At 67.3% G+C, this 16,463-nt stretch carries 17 protein-coding genes; 5 read left to right on the top strand and 12 right to left on the bottom strand.

Going from position 1 to position 16,463, the window contains the following annotated elements:
- Positions 1-12: 12 nt before the first annotated feature.
- Positions 13-1,233 carry a glycine cleavage T C-terminal barrel domain-containing protein gene (locus tag ABD088_RS16515; RefSeq protein ID WP_343903060.1) on the bottom strand — a complete coding sequence of 407 codons (1,221 nt, stop codon included), beginning with the start codon at positions 1,231-1,233 and terminating at the stop codon, positions 13-15.
- Between the two features lie 259 nt (positions 1,234-1,492).
- Here ABD088_RS16515 and ABD088_RS16510 point away from each other — a divergent pair, with 259 nt between their 5' ends.
- Positions 1,493-2,611 carry a magnesium and cobalt transport protein CorA gene (locus ABD088_RS16510; protein WP_343903059.1) on the top strand — a complete coding sequence of 373 codons (1,119 nt, stop codon included), beginning with the start codon at positions 1,493-1,495 and terminating at the stop codon, positions 2,609-2,611.
- Positions 2,612-2,641: 30 nt separating this feature from the next.
- Here the strand turns inward: ABD088_RS16510 and ABD088_RS16505 are convergent, their stop codons facing one another.
- Complete coding sequence (locus ABD088_RS16505) at positions 2,642-3,586, bottom strand: EamA family transporter (protein ID WP_343903058.1); 945 nt, start codon at positions 3,584-3,586, stop codon at positions 2,642-2,644.
- 142 nt (positions 3,587-3,728) lie between these two features.
- Between ABD088_RS16505 and ABD088_RS16500 the strand changes: the two genes are divergently transcribed.
- Both ABD088_RS16500 and ABD088_RS16495 read left to right on the top strand, forming a co-directional pair.
- Positions 3,729-4,274: a CGNR zinc finger domain-containing protein gene (locus tag ABD088_RS16500; RefSeq protein WP_343903057.1), complete on the top strand. Its 546-nt coding sequence runs from the start codon at positions 3,729-3,731 to the stop codon at positions 4,272-4,274.
- Between the two features lie 50 nt (positions 4,275-4,324).
- The gene (locus ABD088_RS16495; protein ID WP_343903056.1) at positions 4,325-4,657 is read left to right on the top strand and encodes a hypothetical protein; all 333 of its coding nucleotides are present in this window, start codon (positions 4,325-4,327) and stop codon (positions 4,655-4,657) included.
- A 16-nt stretch (positions 4,658-4,673) separates the two neighbouring features.
- Here ABD088_RS16495 and ABD088_RS16490 read toward each other — a convergent pair whose 3' ends face one another.
- The 9 genes from ABD088_RS16490 to ABD088_RS16450 all read right to left on the bottom strand — a co-directional run bounded on the left by ABD088_RS16490 (position 4,674) and on the right by ABD088_RS16450 (position 13,834).
- Complete coding sequence (locus ABD088_RS16490) at positions 4,674-4,976, bottom strand: hypothetical protein (protein ID WP_343903055.1); 303 nt, start codon at positions 4,974-4,976, stop codon at positions 4,674-4,676.
- 37 nt (positions 4,977-5,013) lie between these two features.
- On the bottom strand, positions 5,014-5,580 hold the full coding sequence (locus ABD088_RS16485) for a DUF308 domain-containing protein (RefSeq protein ID WP_343903054.1): 567 nt from the start codon (positions 5,578-5,580) through the stop codon (positions 5,014-5,016).
- Positions 5,581-5,615: 35 nt separating this feature from the next.
- Positions 5,616-6,971 carry an MATE family efflux transporter gene (locus tag ABD088_RS16480; RefSeq protein WP_343903053.1) on the bottom strand — a complete coding sequence of 452 codons (1,356 nt, stop codon included), beginning with the start codon at positions 6,969-6,971 and terminating at the stop codon, positions 5,616-5,618.
- Positions 6,961-8,205, bottom strand: coding sequence for an MFS transporter (locus ABD088_RS16475; RefSeq protein WP_343903052.1), 1,245 nt, complete (start codon positions 8,203-8,205; stop codon positions 6,961-6,963). The genes ABD088_RS16480 and ABD088_RS16475 overlap by 11 nt, the downstream gene beginning before the upstream one ends.
- A complete protein-coding gene (locus tag ABD088_RS16470) occupies positions 8,202-8,981 on the bottom strand; it encodes a CPBP family intramembrane glutamic endopeptidase (protein WP_343903051.1) in 780 nt (259 codons plus the stop codon). Before ABD088_RS16470 ends, ABD088_RS16475 begins: the two co-directional genes overlap by 4 nt.
- Positions 8,982-9,027: 46 nt before the next feature.
- Positions 9,028-9,180 carry a hypothetical protein gene (locus ABD088_RS16465; RefSeq protein WP_343903050.1) on the bottom strand — a complete coding sequence of 51 codons (153 nt, stop codon included), beginning with the start codon at positions 9,178-9,180 and terminating at the stop codon, positions 9,028-9,030.
- A 47-nt stretch (positions 9,181-9,227) separates the two neighbouring features.
- On the bottom strand, positions 9,228-9,890 hold the full coding sequence (locus ABD088_RS16460) for a pentapeptide repeat-containing protein (RefSeq protein ID WP_343903049.1): 663 nt from the start codon (positions 9,888-9,890) through the stop codon (positions 9,228-9,230).
- Positions 9,891-10,003: 113 nt separating this feature from the next.
- Entirely contained in the window at positions 10,004-12,046 is a 2,043-nt protein-coding gene (locus ABD088_RS16455) for an ABC transporter ATP-binding protein (RefSeq protein WP_343903195.1), read from the bottom strand.
- A gap of 54 nt (positions 12,047-12,100) precedes the next feature.
- Positions 12,101-13,834, bottom strand: coding sequence for an ABC transporter ATP-binding protein (locus ABD088_RS16450; protein ID WP_343903048.1), 1,734 nt, complete (start codon positions 13,832-13,834; stop codon positions 12,101-12,103).
- Positions 13,835-14,054: 220 nt separating this feature from the next.
- On the opposite strand from ABD088_RS16450, the gene bcp reads away from it, so the two are divergent.
- On the top strand, positions 14,055-14,531 hold the full coding sequence (gene bcp, locus ABD088_RS16445; RefSeq protein WP_343903047.1) for a thioredoxin-dependent thiol peroxidase: 477 nt from the start codon (positions 14,055-14,057) through the stop codon (positions 14,529-14,531).
- Positions 14,532-14,663: 132 nt separating this feature from the next.
- Positions 14,664-15,050: a DUF1304 domain-containing protein gene (locus ABD088_RS16440; protein WP_343903046.1), complete on the top strand. Its 387-nt coding sequence runs from the start codon at positions 14,664-14,666 to the stop codon at positions 15,048-15,050.
- 7 nt (positions 15,051-15,057) lie between these two features.
- Here the strand turns inward: ABD088_RS16440 and allB are convergent, their stop codons facing one another.
- Positions 15,058-16,452, bottom strand: a complete 1,395-nt coding sequence (allB, locus tag ABD088_RS16435; protein ID WP_343903045.1) for an allantoinase AllB — start codon at positions 16,450-16,452, stop codon at positions 15,058-15,060.
- Positions 16,453-16,463: the final 11 nt, after the last annotated feature.

Here is a 16,463-nt window from a genome sequence, read left to right as displayed (position 1 = left end):
GTGGCCGCTGGTTCAGGCCTTGGGCGTCTCCTTGGTCGGGTCGATGAACGGCTTGCGCACCACCACGCCCTGGCGAACGCCCTCGGGGGTGTGGACCGCAACGGTGGTGCCCTCGGCGCTGAGTCCGATCGGCACCATGGCCAAGCCGATATTGCGCTCCAAACGGGGCGAGAAGCAGGCACTGGTGACCTGCCCGAGTTCGTCGCCTCCGGCCTCGGAGACGGGGAACGGCTCGATCATGGAACCGTCGTTGTAGCTGCCCAGCGGCGGGCCGTCGATCTCCAGTCCGACCATGAGCCGGCTGATGCCCTCGGCACGGATGCGACCCAGGGCCTCCTTGCCGACGAAATCCGCCTCCTGGTCCAGGTTGACCATCCAGTTGTAGTCGTAGCCGACCTCCAGCGGGTTGGTGTCCAAGGTGATGTCGCAGCCAAAGGCCAGCATGCCGGCCTCGATGCGGCGGATGTGGCAGGGGCCGATGACCCGCAGGTCATGAGCCTGCCCGGCTGCCCAGACCATGTCCCAGAGTTTTCCGCCGTCGCGGCTGGCGTTCTCCAGGTAGATCTCATACCCGGTCTCACCGGTGTATCCGGTGCGGGAGACGACGACGGAGAGGTCCCCCAGCGTCCGGCGTTGCAGGTAGTAGTAGCCCAGATCCAGGATGTCCTCGCCGAAGAGGTCGCTCATCAGACCCTTCGCCTTGGGACCCTGGATCTGGATGGGGGCGACGTCGACCTCCTTCACGCTCACGTTCCACTTCCCGGCGTGGGCCAGTCCCATGGCCCAGAGGTGGACATCGCTGTCGGCGAGCGAGAGCCAGAACCGGTCCTCCTCCACGCGCAGCAGGATCGGGTCGTTGACGATTCCGCCATCGGCAGCGGTGATGAAGACGTACTTGCACTGTCCGACGGCGCACTGGCCCAGGTCGCGCGGGATCAGATAGTTGGTGAAGTCGAAGGCATCCGGTCCGCTGATCTCCAGTTGCCGTTCCACGCCGACGTCCCACAGGGTGACGTCGTTGAGCAGGGACCAGTATTCGGAGACAGGATCGCCGTAGTGGCGCGGGTGGTAGGTGTGGTTGTAGACGCTGTAGGCAGCGACGCCATGCTCCCGGGACTTCCAGAAGTAGGGGGATTTGCGCAATCGCGTATACAACGTGATCGCGGGGTTCGGATTGACGGTGGAGCCCGTGCTGGACGTGTGGAATGCGCCTGTATCGGTGGCCTCGGACATGATCACTCCCTGATCGGATCCCGGCGCCGGCGTCGTGCCAATCGTTGCGCATGGTGCGCAACTTTGCGCCATGTGCAACCAGTCTGGACTTCGCCGACAGCGGCGTCAAGGGTAGTTGGACCCGGATGGACCCCCAATTGCCCCGTCGCTGGGATCCGTCGCAGGCGCAAAAGCCGGACCCGCCAGGAAGGCGCAGGACGGCGGGCTTCGCGACCCGTAACCTGAAGGGCAGCACCCATCATGCCGTGGAGGAGAATCAGTGTTTGAACGTCGAGGCGAAGCGAAGCCAACCGGTCGCAAGGAACGCCTGCGCCGCCGGGCGTCCCCCGCCGGAGTCGCGGAAGCACCCGAACCGCCACGTCTGACCCGGTATGTCACCGATGGGCAGCCCTCCGAGGGGCCATCCGGGGCAACGGTCGCCGACGGCTTGGACTTCGCGGAATCGGCCCCCGGCAACATGGCCATGTTCTTCTATCCCGCGCCCACCTCCGGTGCCGTCATGGAATTGGCCGAGGCCTGGGGGATGCACCCTCTGCTGGTGGAGGACCTGCTGCACGCGCACCAGCGTCCGAAGCTCGAGCGCTACGGCGACACCCTGTTCCTGGTGGTCCGCTCTGCGCGGTACATCGACGAGACAGAAGAGGTCGACTTCGCGGAGTTCCACCTATTGGTCCGCCCCGGCGCGGTCGCCGTCCTCTGCCAGGACGATCGATGGATCGACGGCACCGACGGAAGGAACTTCGACGAGAACGAGGTCATGAACGCCGACCGCCGGGAGCGCACCATGCTTTCGGAGGCCCATCTGCTGAAGCTGGGCCCCGAGGCCGTCGTCTACCGGCTCCTGGACGCCGTCGTCGACGGCTATGCGCCAGTCCTTCGTGGATTGGCGATCGACAAGGAGCAGATCGAACGCCAGGTGTTCAGCGGCGACGCGGCAGTCGCCGAACGGATCTACCGACTGAGCCAGGAGGTCATCGACATGCAGCACGCGACGTCCTCCCTGACGGAGGTGTTGCAGTCCCTGCAGGCGGGCTTCGGCAAATACGGCATCCCCGGGGAGCTGCAGGCGTACCTCCAGGATGTCTCGGACCACCTCATGCGCGCGGATGCCCGCGTCGCAGAACTCCGTGACGCGCTGTCGCAGATCCTGAACGTGAATTCGACCCTCGTGGCCCAGCGCCAGAACGAGGACATGAAGAAGATCTCCGGTTGGGCCGCCATCCTCTTTGCACCCACCCTGGTCGCCGCCGTGTACGGCATGAATTTCGACGTCATGCCCGAGCTGCATTGGGCCTTCGGCTACCCCCTGGCCATCCTCCTCATGGTGGGCTTTGCCGCCGTCCTGTATTGGGTCTTCAAGCGCAGCAAATGGATGTAGCGGAAGCCGCCCGGGGATTCGAACCCCAGATCACAGGCCCTTGAGCTCGTCTGCCCGCACCAGGAGGACCCCACCGACGATGGCGACACCGCCGAGCAACTGGATGGGAGCCGGCAACTGCCCCAGCAGCAGCCAGGCCCACAGCACGGCAAAGAGCACCTCGGTCAGGGAGATGAACGAGGCGACCTTGGACCCCAGGGACCGTGCCGCCATGATGCCCGAGACGTAGGCCAGCACGGTCGCCAGAATGACCAATCCGGCCAACGCCACCCACCACGGGGTTTCGAATCCGGCAAAACCCACCGGGCCGAACGTCGCGGTGAAGGGCAGCAGGCGCGTCGCGCCGAGCAAGAACATCAGCACTGCGCCGACCAGCAGCCCGCCGGTCGCCAGCACTAGCGGAGGCAGCGACTCGTTGGCCTTGGCGGTGACGAAGAAGTAGACGGCCAGGCCCACGGCGGCCCCGAGTCCCCAGAGGACACCGATCGGGTCGACGCGCTGCGGCCCGGTCAGGTCCAGGACCAGCACCAGCCCGGCCAGGGAGGCCACGGTACCGGCGATGGTCAGCACCCGCGGCACCCTCCGGGTGTGGGCCCACAAGGCCAGGACGATGAGCACCGGTGCCATGTACTCGAGCAGCAGGGCCACCCCGACGCTGAGGCGACCGACCGCCTGGAAGTAGGCGAACTGGCAGATCCCGACGCCAAAGACCCCGAACAGCAGGATCGGTTTCCAGTTTGCGGCCACCGATTCCCACCGACCTCGCAGCACCAGGAGGGTCGGCACCAGCAGGACCAGGAAGGCCCCGAGCATCCGGGCGGCCACGGCGGCCCCGCTGCTCCACCCGGCCTCGAGGAGCGAGGTGGCGAACGATCCCGAAATACCGAACACGGCTGAGGAGAACAGGGCAATCCACACACCGGTCGCCGCCGGATGGGTCGCGCCGTGGACACGGTGCGTGGTCTGCGTGGACATGCTGCTCCTTGGTGGCACTTCTCGGTCGGAGCGTTCGCTGGGGCATTCCCACCCCGAAATCAGGCGTCAGGGGCAAAACTCCGTATACTAGTGACACCAGCATACTCTCCCGACATCCCGTGGAGAAGAAGGAGTCATACTTATGTTTGCCCCTGACACGGAGCAGTCCCTGCAAACCGTCGTGCACCTGGTCAACACGCTGCGCCCCGACGCCGATGAGCTGCTGACGGGCAAGGACCTGGATGTCTTCGTCGAGGCTGAGGGGTTCACCGGGTCACGGGCCCACGATGCCCCCGAACTACGCAGCGTCCGGCACGTGCGCGAAACGTTGCGCACCCTGTGGCTGGCCGATGAGGACGAGGCGGTGGCCATGGTCAACAACATCCTGCGCAACGCCCGCGCCCTGCCCCAGTTGGTCAAGCACGACAGTTGGGACTACCACTTGCATGCCACCAGCCCGGCGGCTCCCCTGGCCGAGCGCATGGCCGTCGAGGCGGCCATGGCCATCGTGGACGTGCTGCGCTCCGGGGAACTGGAACGACTGCGGATCTGCGCGGCCCGCGACTGCGATGCGGCGGTGCTGGACCTCTCGCGCAACCGTTCGAAGCTCTACTGCGAGACGGGGAACTGTGCCAACCGTGAACATGTGAGGGCCTACCGCCAGCGCCAAGCGGCCAACCGGTCCTAGACTGTCTCCATGCAGTACGACAGCATGCACCGGCCAGGAAGGAAGAGACCGTGAACAGCTCTGAACAACCGCAGGACCACCACGCCTCCGAGAACTATGACGTGGACCTGGAGCACGCTTCCGACGGGACGCTCAAGGCTGCGGGCCGCTGGTTCGTCGGGCTGGCTGATGCGGTCCTCGGTGGAGACGGAACCGATGCCATGGGCGCGACGGCAGTCGTTCGTCGCCTCGACAACGACGCGGAGATCCTGCGCATCACGGGCAACAACATCGATGAGGCGGAGGGCCTGGTGGCCTTGATCCGCCGAGACCTGGCGGAGATGACCCGCGAGCAGTTCCTGGAGGAATGGAACGGCAAGGACGGCGTCGAGACCGTCGGCTAACCGGCCCCCGGGTCCGCTACTTCTGGCCGGGCTTCTTCGTCGGCTGGTCCGAGGAGAGGTTCACGCCGGAGCCCTTGCTGAGTTCTTCGGGGTTTTCCTTGCCGGCCATGGTGAGCACGGAGATCACCAGGAGGCTGGCGATGAAGGCCACGCCGAAGGCAATGAGGCCAATATCGACGCGCAGCGGGTTGTCCCCACCGCCGGTGGCAGCAATGGAGGCGACGACGCCGGCAATGATGCCCGCGACCAGGGAGAAGATCAACGGCGCCTTGATGTTCTGCTGCCATGAGCGCTTCTGCTGGGACGGGTTGGAACCCACGGGGTTGCCTCCTGGAAGAATTTGGGACGGCTCCAGTCTACCGCCCGGTGGCCTGCTCGCTTGCATCGTGCCGATAGCCGAAGGCGGCGATCAACAGGAACACGGCGATGATGATCGCCCCGCCCCCGGCCACACCGAAGACTCCGTGCTGATCCAGCCCCGGCCATGCCAACAAGAGGAGGCCGGACACGGTGGAAACGGCGCCGGTGATGAGGAACTCCCGGGCGGGCACCAGATCGCGGCGATGGCGGAAGTAGACCACGAGTTCAAGCACCCCGGCGATGGCGAGCCCGAGGCCCCCGGCCAGGGTCATCGCCGTCGTGCTGGCGAAGATGAGCATGAAGATCGCGCAGAAGGACCAGGCGATGGCCGCCCCGCCCAGCAGGCCGCGGATCGGCGAGGGAACCACCGGCGCCACGGCGAAATCCCACGCTGACTTCGACGTCAGGACCAGATAGGCGGCGAACGAGTAGGCGACCACGGCTTCGCTGGGATGCTGCCAGAACACCGACACGGCACCGAATGCCACGGCCACGATGGCGCGGAACATCAGCGGTTTCCAGACGGAGGAGGCTACTTCGGGGGAGGCGGTTACGGCAGGCACCCTTCGATCCTAATGGGAATCTGCCGGGCTGGGTTTCAGGCCGGGGCGCCGACGGTCATCCAGCGGTCGTTGCGGATCCGCCACAGCAGGGTCAGCGCACGCAGCGCCATGTACCCGACGCCGAAGGCGCACCACAGCCAGAGGATCGGCAGATCAGGAACCAGCGGCAGCCAGGCCGCACCGGCCAGCAGCGGCGCGTAGAGCACCAGGGCGATGACCCCGGCGACGGCCAGGTACCGGGCATCGCCGGCGCCGATGAGGACCCCGTCGAGGACGAACACCAGTCCGGCCAGCGGTTGGGAGGCGGCCAACACCCACAGGCCGATCGCCGCAGCACGCTGGACCTCGGTGTCGGAGGTGAACAGCGCCCCCAGGACGGGGGCCACGAGCGCCAGCACGACGCCGGTGCCCACGCCGAAGAGCAGGCCCCATCGGATCATCACCCGGGTCAGGGCGCTGGCAGTGGCCTTCTCGCCGGCTCCGAGTTCCTTGCCGATCAGGGCCTGGGCGGCAATGGCCAGCGCGTCCAAGGCGAAGGCCATGAACGTGAAGATGGTGAACACGAGCTGGTGAGCGGCCAGTGTCAGGGCGCCGTCGGAGGTGGCGACGAAGACGGTGGCCAGGATCCCCACCCGCAGGCTCAGCGTCCGCAGCATCAGCCAGCTGCCGACCTTTCCGGTGCCGATCACCCCCGCCGCATGCGGGCGCAGGGGAACGCCGGCAGCGCGCAACCGCGGCACCAGCAACACCAGGTAGACCGCGGCCATGGCCCACTGGGCGATCGAGGTGCCGATGGCCGAGCCCGCGACGGACAGGCCAGCCCCGTAGACCAGGGTGAAGTTCAGCACGATGTTGACGCCGAATCCGGCCCCGGCGACCAGCAGCGGGGTCTTGGTGTCCTGCAGCCCACGCAGCACGCCGGTGGCGGCCAGGACCAGCAGCATGGCCGGCAGCCCGGGCATGGACCAGCGCAGGTAATCCAGCGCAAAGCCGAACACCGGCCCCCGGGCCCCCATGGCGGACAACAGGGCCGGCCCGGCGATCCAGCCGGCCGTGGCCAGGACCACGCCCAGGCCGAGCGCGAGCCACAGCCCGTCGCGGCCGGCGGCCAGCGCCAGGTCCAGGCGCTTGGCTCCCAGCCACCGGGCGACTGCGGGTGTGGTGGAATACGCGAGGAAGACCATGAGCCCGACGGCGGTCTGCAGCACCGTGGTGCCCAGTCCGGCCCCGGCGAGCTCATTGAGTCCCAGGTGGCCGACGATCGCCGTGTCGGCCATGAGGAACAGCGGCTCGGCAATGAGCGCCCCCAACGCAGGGACGGCGAGCACCAGGATCGTCCGGCCGAGCCCCGGCGGCACATGGGCCGGTTGCGTGCCGTGGTCAGCTGCCATGGGCTGCCACCATTCCCGCCGGGCGGGCACCGGAGGCGCGCAGGAAGAGCGCGGCGATTCCGGCAGCCACGGCCTGCAACAGGAGCACGAACAGCACCGCGCCGCCCCACCCGTAGGGGGCGAAGGCCAGGCCGACCGCCCAGCCGAACAGGCTGGACCCGGTGTAATAGGCCAGGTTGTACAAGCTCGCCGACTGGGCCCGGCCGGTCCTCCCGATCAGGGGGACCCAGCCGCTGGCGATGGCGTGGGCGGAGAAGAAGCCGGCGGTGAAGAGCACCAACCCGACCAGGACGACGACGATGTTCGGGACCAGGGTCACGCAGATCCCGACGGCCATCACGGCGATCGAGCCGAGCAGGCCCGGTAGCCGGCCGAACCGGTTGACCAGCTTCCCCGCCTGCCGGGAGGACCACGTGCCGGAAAGGTAGGCGATGAAGACCAACGAGGTCAGCGAGGCGGGAACGAGGAAGGGCGGGGCTTCGAGCCGGAAACCCAGGAAGTTGTAGACGGCGACGAATCCGCCCATCAGCAGCAGGCCCTGCGCGTACAGGGAGAGCAGCCGGACGTTCGCTAGGTTCGTCCACAGCTTGCGGGCCAGCCCCGGTTCGCCGGGGGTGCGCCGCGGGACGGGGGTGAAGCCGAGCGGCTTCGGGGCCAAGGCGATGAATGCCGCTGCCGCCACTGCGGCCAGCAGCGAGACGGCCAGCGTCCCGACCCGCCAATTGACCAGCTCGGACAGGGGCCCGGCGATCAACCGCCCGGCCAGTCCCCCCAGCGTCGTGCCGGAGATGTAGGTTCCGGCAGCGATCGCCGAATGCATGGCGTGGATCTCCTCGCTCAGGTACGCCAAGGCGACGGCGGGGATCCCGCCGAGGGCGATGCCCTCCAGGAAGCGCAGGCCCAGCAGGGCCTCGAATCCGGGCGAGGCAGGTACGAGCATACCCAGCACGACGGCGGCAACCACCGCCGTCTGCATGGCCCGCAGTCTGCCCACCCGGTCGGCCACCGCGGACCATCCGATCACGGACACGGCCAGACCCAGCGTCGCTGCGGAGACGGCGAGTGCCGCGCGGGCCTCGGAAACACCCTCCGAGCGGGCCAGCGCCGGGAGCACCCCCTGCACCGAATACAGCTGCGAGAAGGTGGCGACACCGGCGGCGAACAGTGCGAGGATCATGCGCCGGTATCCGGCCGACCCGCGGGCGTGCCCGGCGAACGGTGCGGCACCACTCATGCGCCGGAGACCAGGGGCAGCAGGAAGTAGGCCGCAGAGAGCGCGATGAGGTTGTTCAGCAGGTGGATGAGGTACGAATACGCCAGTGACCGGCCTGTCAGCACGTAGGCGACGCTGATGACCGCCCCCAGGCTCACATACGGGATCGCCGCCATCGGGTCGAAGGATCCGCTGCCCAGGAAGTGCATCCCCGCGAACAGGACGATCGAGATCACCACGCACACCCACACGTTGATCTTGCGGCTGAGTTTGCCGATCAGCAGGTGGCGGAAGACGTACTCCTCCACGAACGGGCCCATGACCACGGCCATGACCAGCATGGTGGAGAACGGCACCGAGGTGGTCATGCCCTCGATGGCCAGTTGGTTTTCGCTCTTGACCGCGCCCCCGAGGGAGACGATGACAATGGTGGTGACGATCAGGTTCGCCACCCAGGCGCCGGGCACCATGAAGGCCTTCGCCCACGGGTGGTAGGCAAAGGTGCGGAAGGAGCGCACCAGCGTGGGGAAGGCCATGATCATGGCGCCGGTGAACAAGACGGCGTAGACGATGAAGTTCACCGCGGCAGCCGCGGTTTCCTCAGTATTGAACGTCTGCTTGAACCCGGGAATGAGCGTCAACAGGGCAGCGGCCCCGGCAACGAAGAGCACCACGTAGGCCAACACCATGACGGCGTCGCCAACGCGGAAGCGGTCCGGCGCGAACCGTCCCTGACGCCGCGGACGCGGCGCGCGGGAGGAAGGACCCGGCGCGGCCGGATGCTGGGTGGATTGCATCGTTCCAGCCTAGCGACTCCTGGGCCGGTCCATCGCCTCGGCCAACTCAGGTTTCGGGGGCAACCAAGATGCTGTAGCCGGCATCCTCGAGCCCACGGCGTTGCTCGGCAGTGATCCCGGGGTCCGTGATGACGTGATTGAACTCCTCCCCGGACACCGCGGCGAAGGACTTCACGCCGATCGAGGCGGAATCCTCCACGGAGTTGGAGCGCAGCGCACGTCTGCCCCTCCACGCACTGCCTTGGCTCAGAGCACCCGCAGGCCGGATTCAGTCGCCAGGAGGGGCGCCAGGTCCTGCAGTTGGAGTTCGCTGACAGTTGCCCCACGCAATCCAGCCACTCCCGACAGACCGGCGATGGCGGCTCCCCGCAGGTCCACGTCCTTGAGCCGGGCGCCATGGAGGACCAGCATGCCGATGCGGCAGTCCTCGAAGGCGATGCGCTCGGCCTGGACGTCACCGAGGTCAAGCTCGTCGATGATCAGCGACCGGAAGACGACATCACGCAACTTGGCCCCGCGCAGGTTGACCAGGTCCAGTTTTCCACCCTCGAACAGGACAGCCCGGACGTTGGCCCCGTGCAGTTCGGCCGATCCGATGCGGGTCCGCTGGAGTCTGGTGTTCCACCAGCCGCTATCCGGAGCGCGCAGGGATGCCGCCGAGAGGTCGGTGATCTCGCAGGTGCCGAACGTGGCGCGGTTCAACGCGGCCCCTTGGAAGGAGACCCGCCGCAACGTGCAGTCCGTGAAGACGGTGTCCTCCAGATCCTGGCCGTCTGCGTCGTCGGAATCAAAGAGCAGGCCATCGCTGCGTCCATCCAGGTCCAGCGCCGTCAAGTCGCCGGAGGGACGGCCCTCCGGGGCGCTAAAGGTGGGCAGGCGGGGAGGACGGGGCGACAGGCTCTGGGTCATCCGCCGATGCTACCGGCCACCGGCCTCGGCGACGGAACACCCCCGCCACGACACGGGATATGCAGTCAGCGACATATTCCCATGTGCGTGTCGGGGGCGTTCGGGGTAGCGCCTCAGGTGGCCGTTCCGGGTTCCGGCGTTCGCCCGCTGCCCTCACCCGCGGCCGCTTCACCGTCCGGGCTGGTTCCCGCAGCCACTCCCGCCGGCGCAGACGCCGCGGCATCCGCATCGGACTCCGCGTCCGGGTCCTCGGCGGGACCGGCGAACTGGGACATGTAGAGGCGGTAGTAGGCCCCGCGCGCCCGGAGCAGCACCCCGTGGTTGCCCTGTTCCACGATCCGCCCGGCCTCCATCACCAGGATGGTGTCGGCGTCGCGGATGGTGGAGAGCCGGTGGGCAATCACGAAACTCGTCCGGTCGGTACGCAACGCCGCCATGGCGTGCTGCACCAACACCTCGGTGCGCGTATCCACCGAGGAGGTGGCCTCGTCGAGGATGAGCAGCGAGGGGTTGGCCAGGAACGCCCGGGCAATGGTGATCAGCTGCTTCTCGCCGGCCGAGACGTTGGTTCCCTCGTCGTCGATGACCGAGTCGTAGCCGTCCGGCAGCGCCTTCACGAAGCGGTCCACATACGTGGCGCGGGCCGCCTCGTAGACCTCTTCGTCGGTGGCGTCGAGCCGCCCGTAGCGGATGTTGTCCATGATGGAGCCGTTGAACAGCCACGCATCCTGCAGGACCATCCCGACCTTCGAACGCAGCTCAGCACGTGAGAGTGCGGTGATGTCCACCCCGTCGAGGGTGATGGTTCCGCCGTCGAGCTCGTAGAAGCGCATCACCAGGTTCACCAGCGTCGTCTTGCCCGCCCCGGTGGGACCGACAATGGCGACGGTGTGTCCCGGATGGGCCTCGAAGGAGAGGTCCTCGATCAGTGGCTTGGCCGGATCGTAGGAGAACGTGACTCCATTGAACTCGACGTGCCCCTCGGTCCGGGCGGCCAGGTGCGACGTCGCGGTCTCGGGATCCTGTTCGTCGGCGTCCAGCAGTTCGAAGGTGCGCTCCGCCGAGGCCACGCCGGACTGGACCTGGTTCGCCATGCCGGCGATCTGGCCCAACGGCTGGGTGAACTCGCGCGAATACTGGATGAACGCCGTCGCGTCGCCCAGGCTCATCTGGCCAGCCGCCACGCGGAGTCCGCCGACGACCGCAATCCCCACATAGGCCAGGTAGGAGATGAACTGCATCACCGGGAAGATGGTGCCGGAGACGAACTGGGCGCCGAAGGAGGCCTTGTAGAGCTCCTCGTTGCGCTCGTCGAAACGGGCCACCGAGTCGTCCTCGCGGCCGAAGACCTTCATCAGGTCGTGGCCGGAGAAGGACTCCTCGATCTGCCCATTCAGCGACCCGGTGGACTTCCACTGGGCGGCGAACAGCCCCTGGGCCTTGCCGCCGATCACCGCAGCGGCAACGGCGGAGAGCGGCAACGCCACCAAGGCGATCAGGGCCAGCTGCCACGACACGATGAACATCATGATGACGATGCCGATGACCGTCAGCAGCGACTGGATGAGCTGCGAGAACGCCTGCTGCAGCGCGGTCTGGATGTTGTCGACGTCGTTGGTCACCCGGGAGAGCAGATCGCCACGCTGGCGGGTGTCGAAGTAATTCAGCGGCAGGCGGTTGAGCTTGTCCTCGACGTCCTTGCGCAGCTGGTAGACCACCCGCATGACCAGCTTGTTCAGCAGGTAGCCCTGCGCCCACATGAACACGTTGGACACGAAGTACATGGCCAGCACGATCGAGATGATGATGCCGAGTTCGTGGAAGTCGATGCCGACGCCGGGGACCAGATCCATCCGGCCCAGCATCTCGGCCAGATCGGTCTTGCCCTGGGCCTGCAGCCCCTGGACGACCTGCTCCTTGGAGGCACCGGCCGGCATCTGGGCGCCGATGACGCCGGAGAAGATGACGTCCATGGCCCGGCCGAGGATCTTCGGGGCGATGACGTTGAGCACCACGCCGGCCGCCACGAAGAGCAGGACGACGGCGATGCCCGCCTTCTGCGGGGCCAGGAGCCCCACGAGGCGCTTGGCCGAGGGCCAGAAGTGCTGGGCCTTGCGTACTGATTGCTGTCCGCCGAAACCGTCGTCCATCGACATGTCAGCGAAGTCCTCGGTCTGTTCGACCCCTGATGCCGGGTTCTTGTCTGCCATCTAGGCCACCTCCTCCGCGCTGATCTGGGATTCGACGATTTCCTGGTAGGTCTCCGAGGAGGCCAGCAGCTGCTCGTGGGTACCGCGATCGACGATCTCGCCGTCGTCGAGCACCAGGATCTGGTCGGCGTCGATGATGGTGGACACGCGCTGGGCCACGACGATGACCGTTGCATCCCGCGTGGTCCCCTTCAATGCCGCCCGCAGACGGGCGTCGGTGGAGACGTCCAGTGCCGAGAACGAGTCGTCGAAGAGGTAGACCTTGGGCTGCGCGGCCAGGGCGCGGGCGATGCACAGGCGTTGGCGCTGGCCGCCGGAGACGTTGGTGCCACCCTGGGCGATCGTGGCGTCCAGCGCCCCCTCCTTGGCCCGGACGAAGTCCTCGGCCTGGGCAACCCGCAGGGCCTCCCACAGCTGGTCATCGGTCGCCTCCTCGGCACCGAAGCGCAGGTTCGAGCCAACCGTTCCCGAGAACAGGTACGGCCGCTGCGGGACTGCGGCGATCCGCTCGGAGAGCTGGTCACGGGTCAGGCTGGAGACGGGGATGCCGTCGATCAGCACCTGGCCGGCATCGGCGTCGTACAAGCGCGGGACGAGGTTCAGCAAGGTGGTCTTCCCGGCGCCGGTGGAACCGATGATCGCGGTCATCTGGCCCGGCTCGGCGGTGAAGTCCAGGTTCTTCAGGACCGGTTCCTCGGCTCCGGGGTACCCGAAGGAGACGCCGCGGAATTCCACGACGCCACGCAGCGGGGCGTCGACCACCGGTGTCTCGGGGTCACGCAACGAGGGCTCCACGTTCAGGACCTCGTCGATGCGCTCGGCGCAGACCGCGGCGCGCGGAATCATCATGGCCATGAAGGTGCCCATCATGACTGCCATGAGGATCTGCAGCAGGTACTGCAGGAAGGCCGTCAGCGAGCCGACCTCCATGTTCCCGTCGGCGACGCGGTGTCCGCCGAACCACAGCACTGCGGCGGTGGCCAGGTGCAGGATCATGCCAATGAGCGGGAACATGAGCACGAAGAGCTGCCCGACCTTCACGCCGACCTCGGTCAGGCGTTCGTTGGCGGTGTGGAAACGATCGGTCTCGTACGGTTCGCGGACGAAGGCGCGCACCACGCGGATGCCGATGATCTGCTCGCGCAGGACTCCGTTGATCTTGTCGATCCTGGTCTGCATGAGGCGGAACAGCGGCATGAGGAAGCGGATGAGGATGCCGACGATGATGACCAGGAACGGGACCGAGACCCAGACGAGCCAGGAGAGCCCGGCATCTTCGCGCAGGGCCATGATGATGCCGCCCACGCACATGATGGGGGCCGAGACCATGAAGTTCAGGCCCATCAGCACGAGCATCTGCACTTGCTGGACGTCGTTGGTTCCGCGGGTGATCAGCGTCGGGGCGCCGAACTGGTTGACTTCACGGGCGGAGAACCCGGCGACGGAGTGGAAGACACCGCGGCGGATGTCGCGTCCCACGGCCATGGACGTCTTGGCTCCGAAGTAGACGGCTGCCACCGCCGTGAGCACCTGGATGAACGCGACGGCAAGCATGATGCCGCCGGTGTGCCAGATGAAGTTGGTGTCCCCCTTGGTCACCCCCTCGTCGATGATGCGGGCATTGAGGCTGGGGAGGAACAAAGTGGCCATCGTCGTGGCAAGCTGGAAGACCAGCACCGCGATGATCCACGGGACGTAGGGTTTCGAGAATTTGAGGATGAGGCGCAGCAGCATGCAGGACGGTCCTTCGGAGCAGGCCCCACCGGGGGCTGGATCGCGTCGGCGGGGTACGGCCCGAACGGCTGCAGCCATCCGGGGCACTGAAAACCCTACTCCGCGATTCGGACAATTCAATCCGTCATCGGGATGATTTTGGGTGAACCCCTACCGAACCTCCCCTCTGTTCGTATAATGGAATTCAGATACCGCAGTACGACAATTTCAAGGAGTCGACATGGCCGACAACAGCACCCACCTCCAGCCGGGCGAGCAGGCACCGGCATTCAGCCTCTCCGATGCCGAGGGCACCACCGTCAGCCTTGCTGATTTCGTCGGCCGCTCGGTCGTCGTGTACTTCTACCCGAAGGCCGCCACCCCGGGCTGCACCACCGAGGCCTGCGACTTCCGCGACAACCTCTCCTCGCTGGCAGCGGCCGGCTACGACGTCGTCGGCGTCTCCTCCGACCCGCTGGAGGACCTGCAGGCCTTCGCGGCCGACGAAGCCCTGACATTCCCGCTGCTGTCCGACCCGGGCCACGACACCGCCAAGGCCTACGGCGCCTACGGTGACAAGGAGTTCGGCGGGAAGGTCCACACCGGCACGCTGCGCTCGACGATCGTGGTGAACCCGGATGGCACGGTGAAGTCGGCGGAGTACAACGTCGATGCCCAGGGTCACGTCGCCCGCCTGCGGGACGAGCTCGGGGTCTAACCGGCCACGGCACGGCCACCGTCGGCCAGGGCAGGTGCGGTCTCCGGGGGGTCTGCTCGAACTCTTCGGCTGCTGGCCGGGCCCCGTGCGGGTACTGTTTGAAGCCCCACCCTCGGCGCGAAGGATCCCCGTATGCTCATCACCGGATTGGTGCTCGCGGCCATCGCCGCGCTCGTGCACGTCTACATCTTCTACATGGAGTCCATCGCCTGGACCACACCGAAGGCCCGCGCGGTGTTCGGCACCACGGCCGAGGAGGCCACTGCCACCCGGGAGATGGCGTTCAACCAGGGCTTCTACAACCTGTTCCTGGGTGTGGTGGCCGGGATCGGCATCGTCCTGACGGCCTCCGGGCACGACGGCGCCGGGCTGGCCCTGGTCTACGCGGGCGCCGGTTCCATGGCGGCGGCCGCCGCGGTGCTGTTCCTCTCATCCCCCGACAAGCGTTCTGCCGCCGTGAAGCAGGGGCTCATCCCCCTGCTCGCCGTGGTGTTCCTCCTGGTCGGGCAGGCCCTCTAGACGGCCGCTACCGCTCCCCGCGGCGCAACAGCTGCCCGCGTGGGGTGGTGAAGTCGACCTTCGTCCCGCGCACATACGTCCCTGACACCCGGCCGGTGAGCTCCTTGCCCTGGTAGGGCGAGATGGGATTGCGGTGATGCAGCGATCCGACCTCGACCGTGTAGTTCTCCTCCGGGGCGAAGATGGCGAAGTCAGCGTCGGCGCCGACCTCGATCCGGCCCTTGGCGTCCAGACCGGCCAAATCGGCGGGCCTGCGTGACATCCAGGACAGCACCGTCTCCAGGGTGACGCCCCGGCGTCGTGCCTCGGTCCAGATCAGCGACAGCCCCAGCTGCAGCGACGCCACCCCGCCCCAGGCGGTGCCGAAGTCACCGGATGCGACCTCCTTGAGGTCAACGGTCGAGGGCGAGTGGTCCGAGACGATGAAGTCGATGGTCCCGTCGATGAGCCCCTGCCAGAGCAGCTCCCGGTTGGCGTCCTCGCGGATCGGCGGGCAGCATTTGAACGCCGTGGCCCCGTCCTCGATCTCCTCGGAGAGCAGCGTGAGGTAGTGCGGGCAGGTCTCCACCGTCAGGCGGATGCCCTCGGCCTTGGCGGCGGCGATCACCGGCAGCGCGTCGGAGGAGGACAGGTGCAGGATGTGGGCGCGGGCCCCGGTGCGGCGGGCGGCGTCGATGACCCGCTGGATCGCCAGGTTCTCGGCACCGCGCGGGCGGGAAGCCAGGAAGTCGGAATAGACGCGGCCACCTTTCTGCGGGGCGGTGTCGATGGTGTGGGCGTCCTCGGCGTGGACGATCATCAGAGCGTCGAATCCGGCCAGCTCGGCCATGTCCGCTTCCATCTCGTCGGGCTCCAGCGCCGGGAATTCATCCACCCCGGAGTGCAGCAGGAAGCACTTGAACCCGTAGACGCCCTCGTCGTGGAGCTGGCGCAGCTGTTCGCGGTTTCCCGGAATGGCACCACCCCAGAAGCCGACGTCGATGTGGGCCTGGCCCACGGCGACCGCCCGCTTGGCCTCGAGCGCCTCGACGTCCACCGTGGGCGGGATCGAGTTCAGCGGCATGTCGATCAGCGTGGTCACCCCGCCGGCGGCAGCGGCCCGGGTGGCCGAGTCGAACCCCTCCCACTCGGTGCGCCCGGGCTCGTTGACGTGCACATGCGTGTCCACCAGCCCGGGGATCAGCACCTGCCCGTCGGCCAGGTCGATGACCTCTCCCCCGGCCAGCTGCTCTCCGAGGGGCACGACGGCGGTGATCTTCCCGCCGCTGATGCCCACCTCCGCCGGGCCGATGCCCTCCGGTAGTGCGACGCGTTCGCCGCGCACCACCACGTCATGGGTTCCGCTGGTGCCCGATGCCGGCGCGGTGCCGGCGGTGCTCGTGTTGCTGGGGGTGCCTGCCATGGCTTCCACTC

The organism is Arthrobacter rhombi (assembly GCF_039526245.1).
GTDB lineage: Bacteria > Actinomycetota > Actinomycetes > Actinomycetales > Micrococcaceae > Arthrobacter_H > Arthrobacter_H rhombi.
This window is presented reverse-complemented; position numbering and strand designations above follow the sequence as displayed.

Excerpts from the sequence above, each read along its gene's own strand:
- ABD088_RS16515 (WP_343903060.1), bottom strand. The coding sequence starts at position 1,233 with ATGTCCGAGGCCACCGATACAGGCGCATTCCACACGTCCAGCACGGGC.
- ABD088_RS16505 (WP_343903058.1), bottom strand. The coding sequence starts at position 3,586 with ATGTCCACGCAGACCACGCACCGTGTCCACGGCGCGACCCATCCGGCG.
- ABD088_RS16500 (WP_343903057.1), top strand. The coding sequence starts at position 3,729 with ATGTTTGCCCCTGACACGGAGCAGTCCCTGCAAACCGTCGTGCACCTG.
- ABD088_RS16480 (WP_343903053.1), bottom strand. The coding sequence starts at position 6,971 with ATGGCAGCTGACCACGGCACGCAACCGGCCCATGTGCCGCCGGGGCTC.
- ABD088_RS16475 (WP_343903052.1), bottom strand. The coding sequence starts at position 8,205 with ATGAGTGGTGCCGCACCGTTCGCCGGGCACGCCCGCGGGTCGGCCGGA.
- ABD088_RS16470 (WP_343903051.1), bottom strand. The coding sequence starts at position 8,981 with ATGCAATCCACCCAGCATCCGGCCGCGCCGGGTCCTTCCTCCCGCGCG.
- ABD088_RS16460 (WP_343903049.1), bottom strand. The coding sequence starts at position 9,890 with ATGACCCAGAGCCTGTCGCCCCGTCCTCCCCGCCTGCCCACCTTTAGC.
- ABD088_RS16455 (WP_343903195.1), bottom strand. The coding sequence starts at position 12,046 with ATGTCGATGGACGACGGTTTCGGCGGACAGCAATCAGTACGCAAGGCC.
- ABD088_RS16450 (WP_343903048.1), bottom strand. The coding sequence starts at position 13,834 with ATGCTGCTGCGCCTCATCCTCAAATTCTCGAAACCCTACGTCCCGTGG.
- bcp (WP_343903047.1), top strand. The coding sequence starts at position 14,055 with ATGGCCGACAACAGCACCCACCTCCAGCCGGGCGAGCAGGCACCGGCA.
- ABD088_RS16440 (WP_343903046.1), top strand. The coding sequence starts at position 14,664 with ATGCTCATCACCGGATTGGTGCTCGCGGCCATCGCCGCGCTCGTGCAC.
- allB (WP_343903045.1), bottom strand. The coding sequence starts at position 16,452 with ATGGCAGGCACCCCCAGCAACACGAGCACCGCCGGCACCGCGCCGGCA.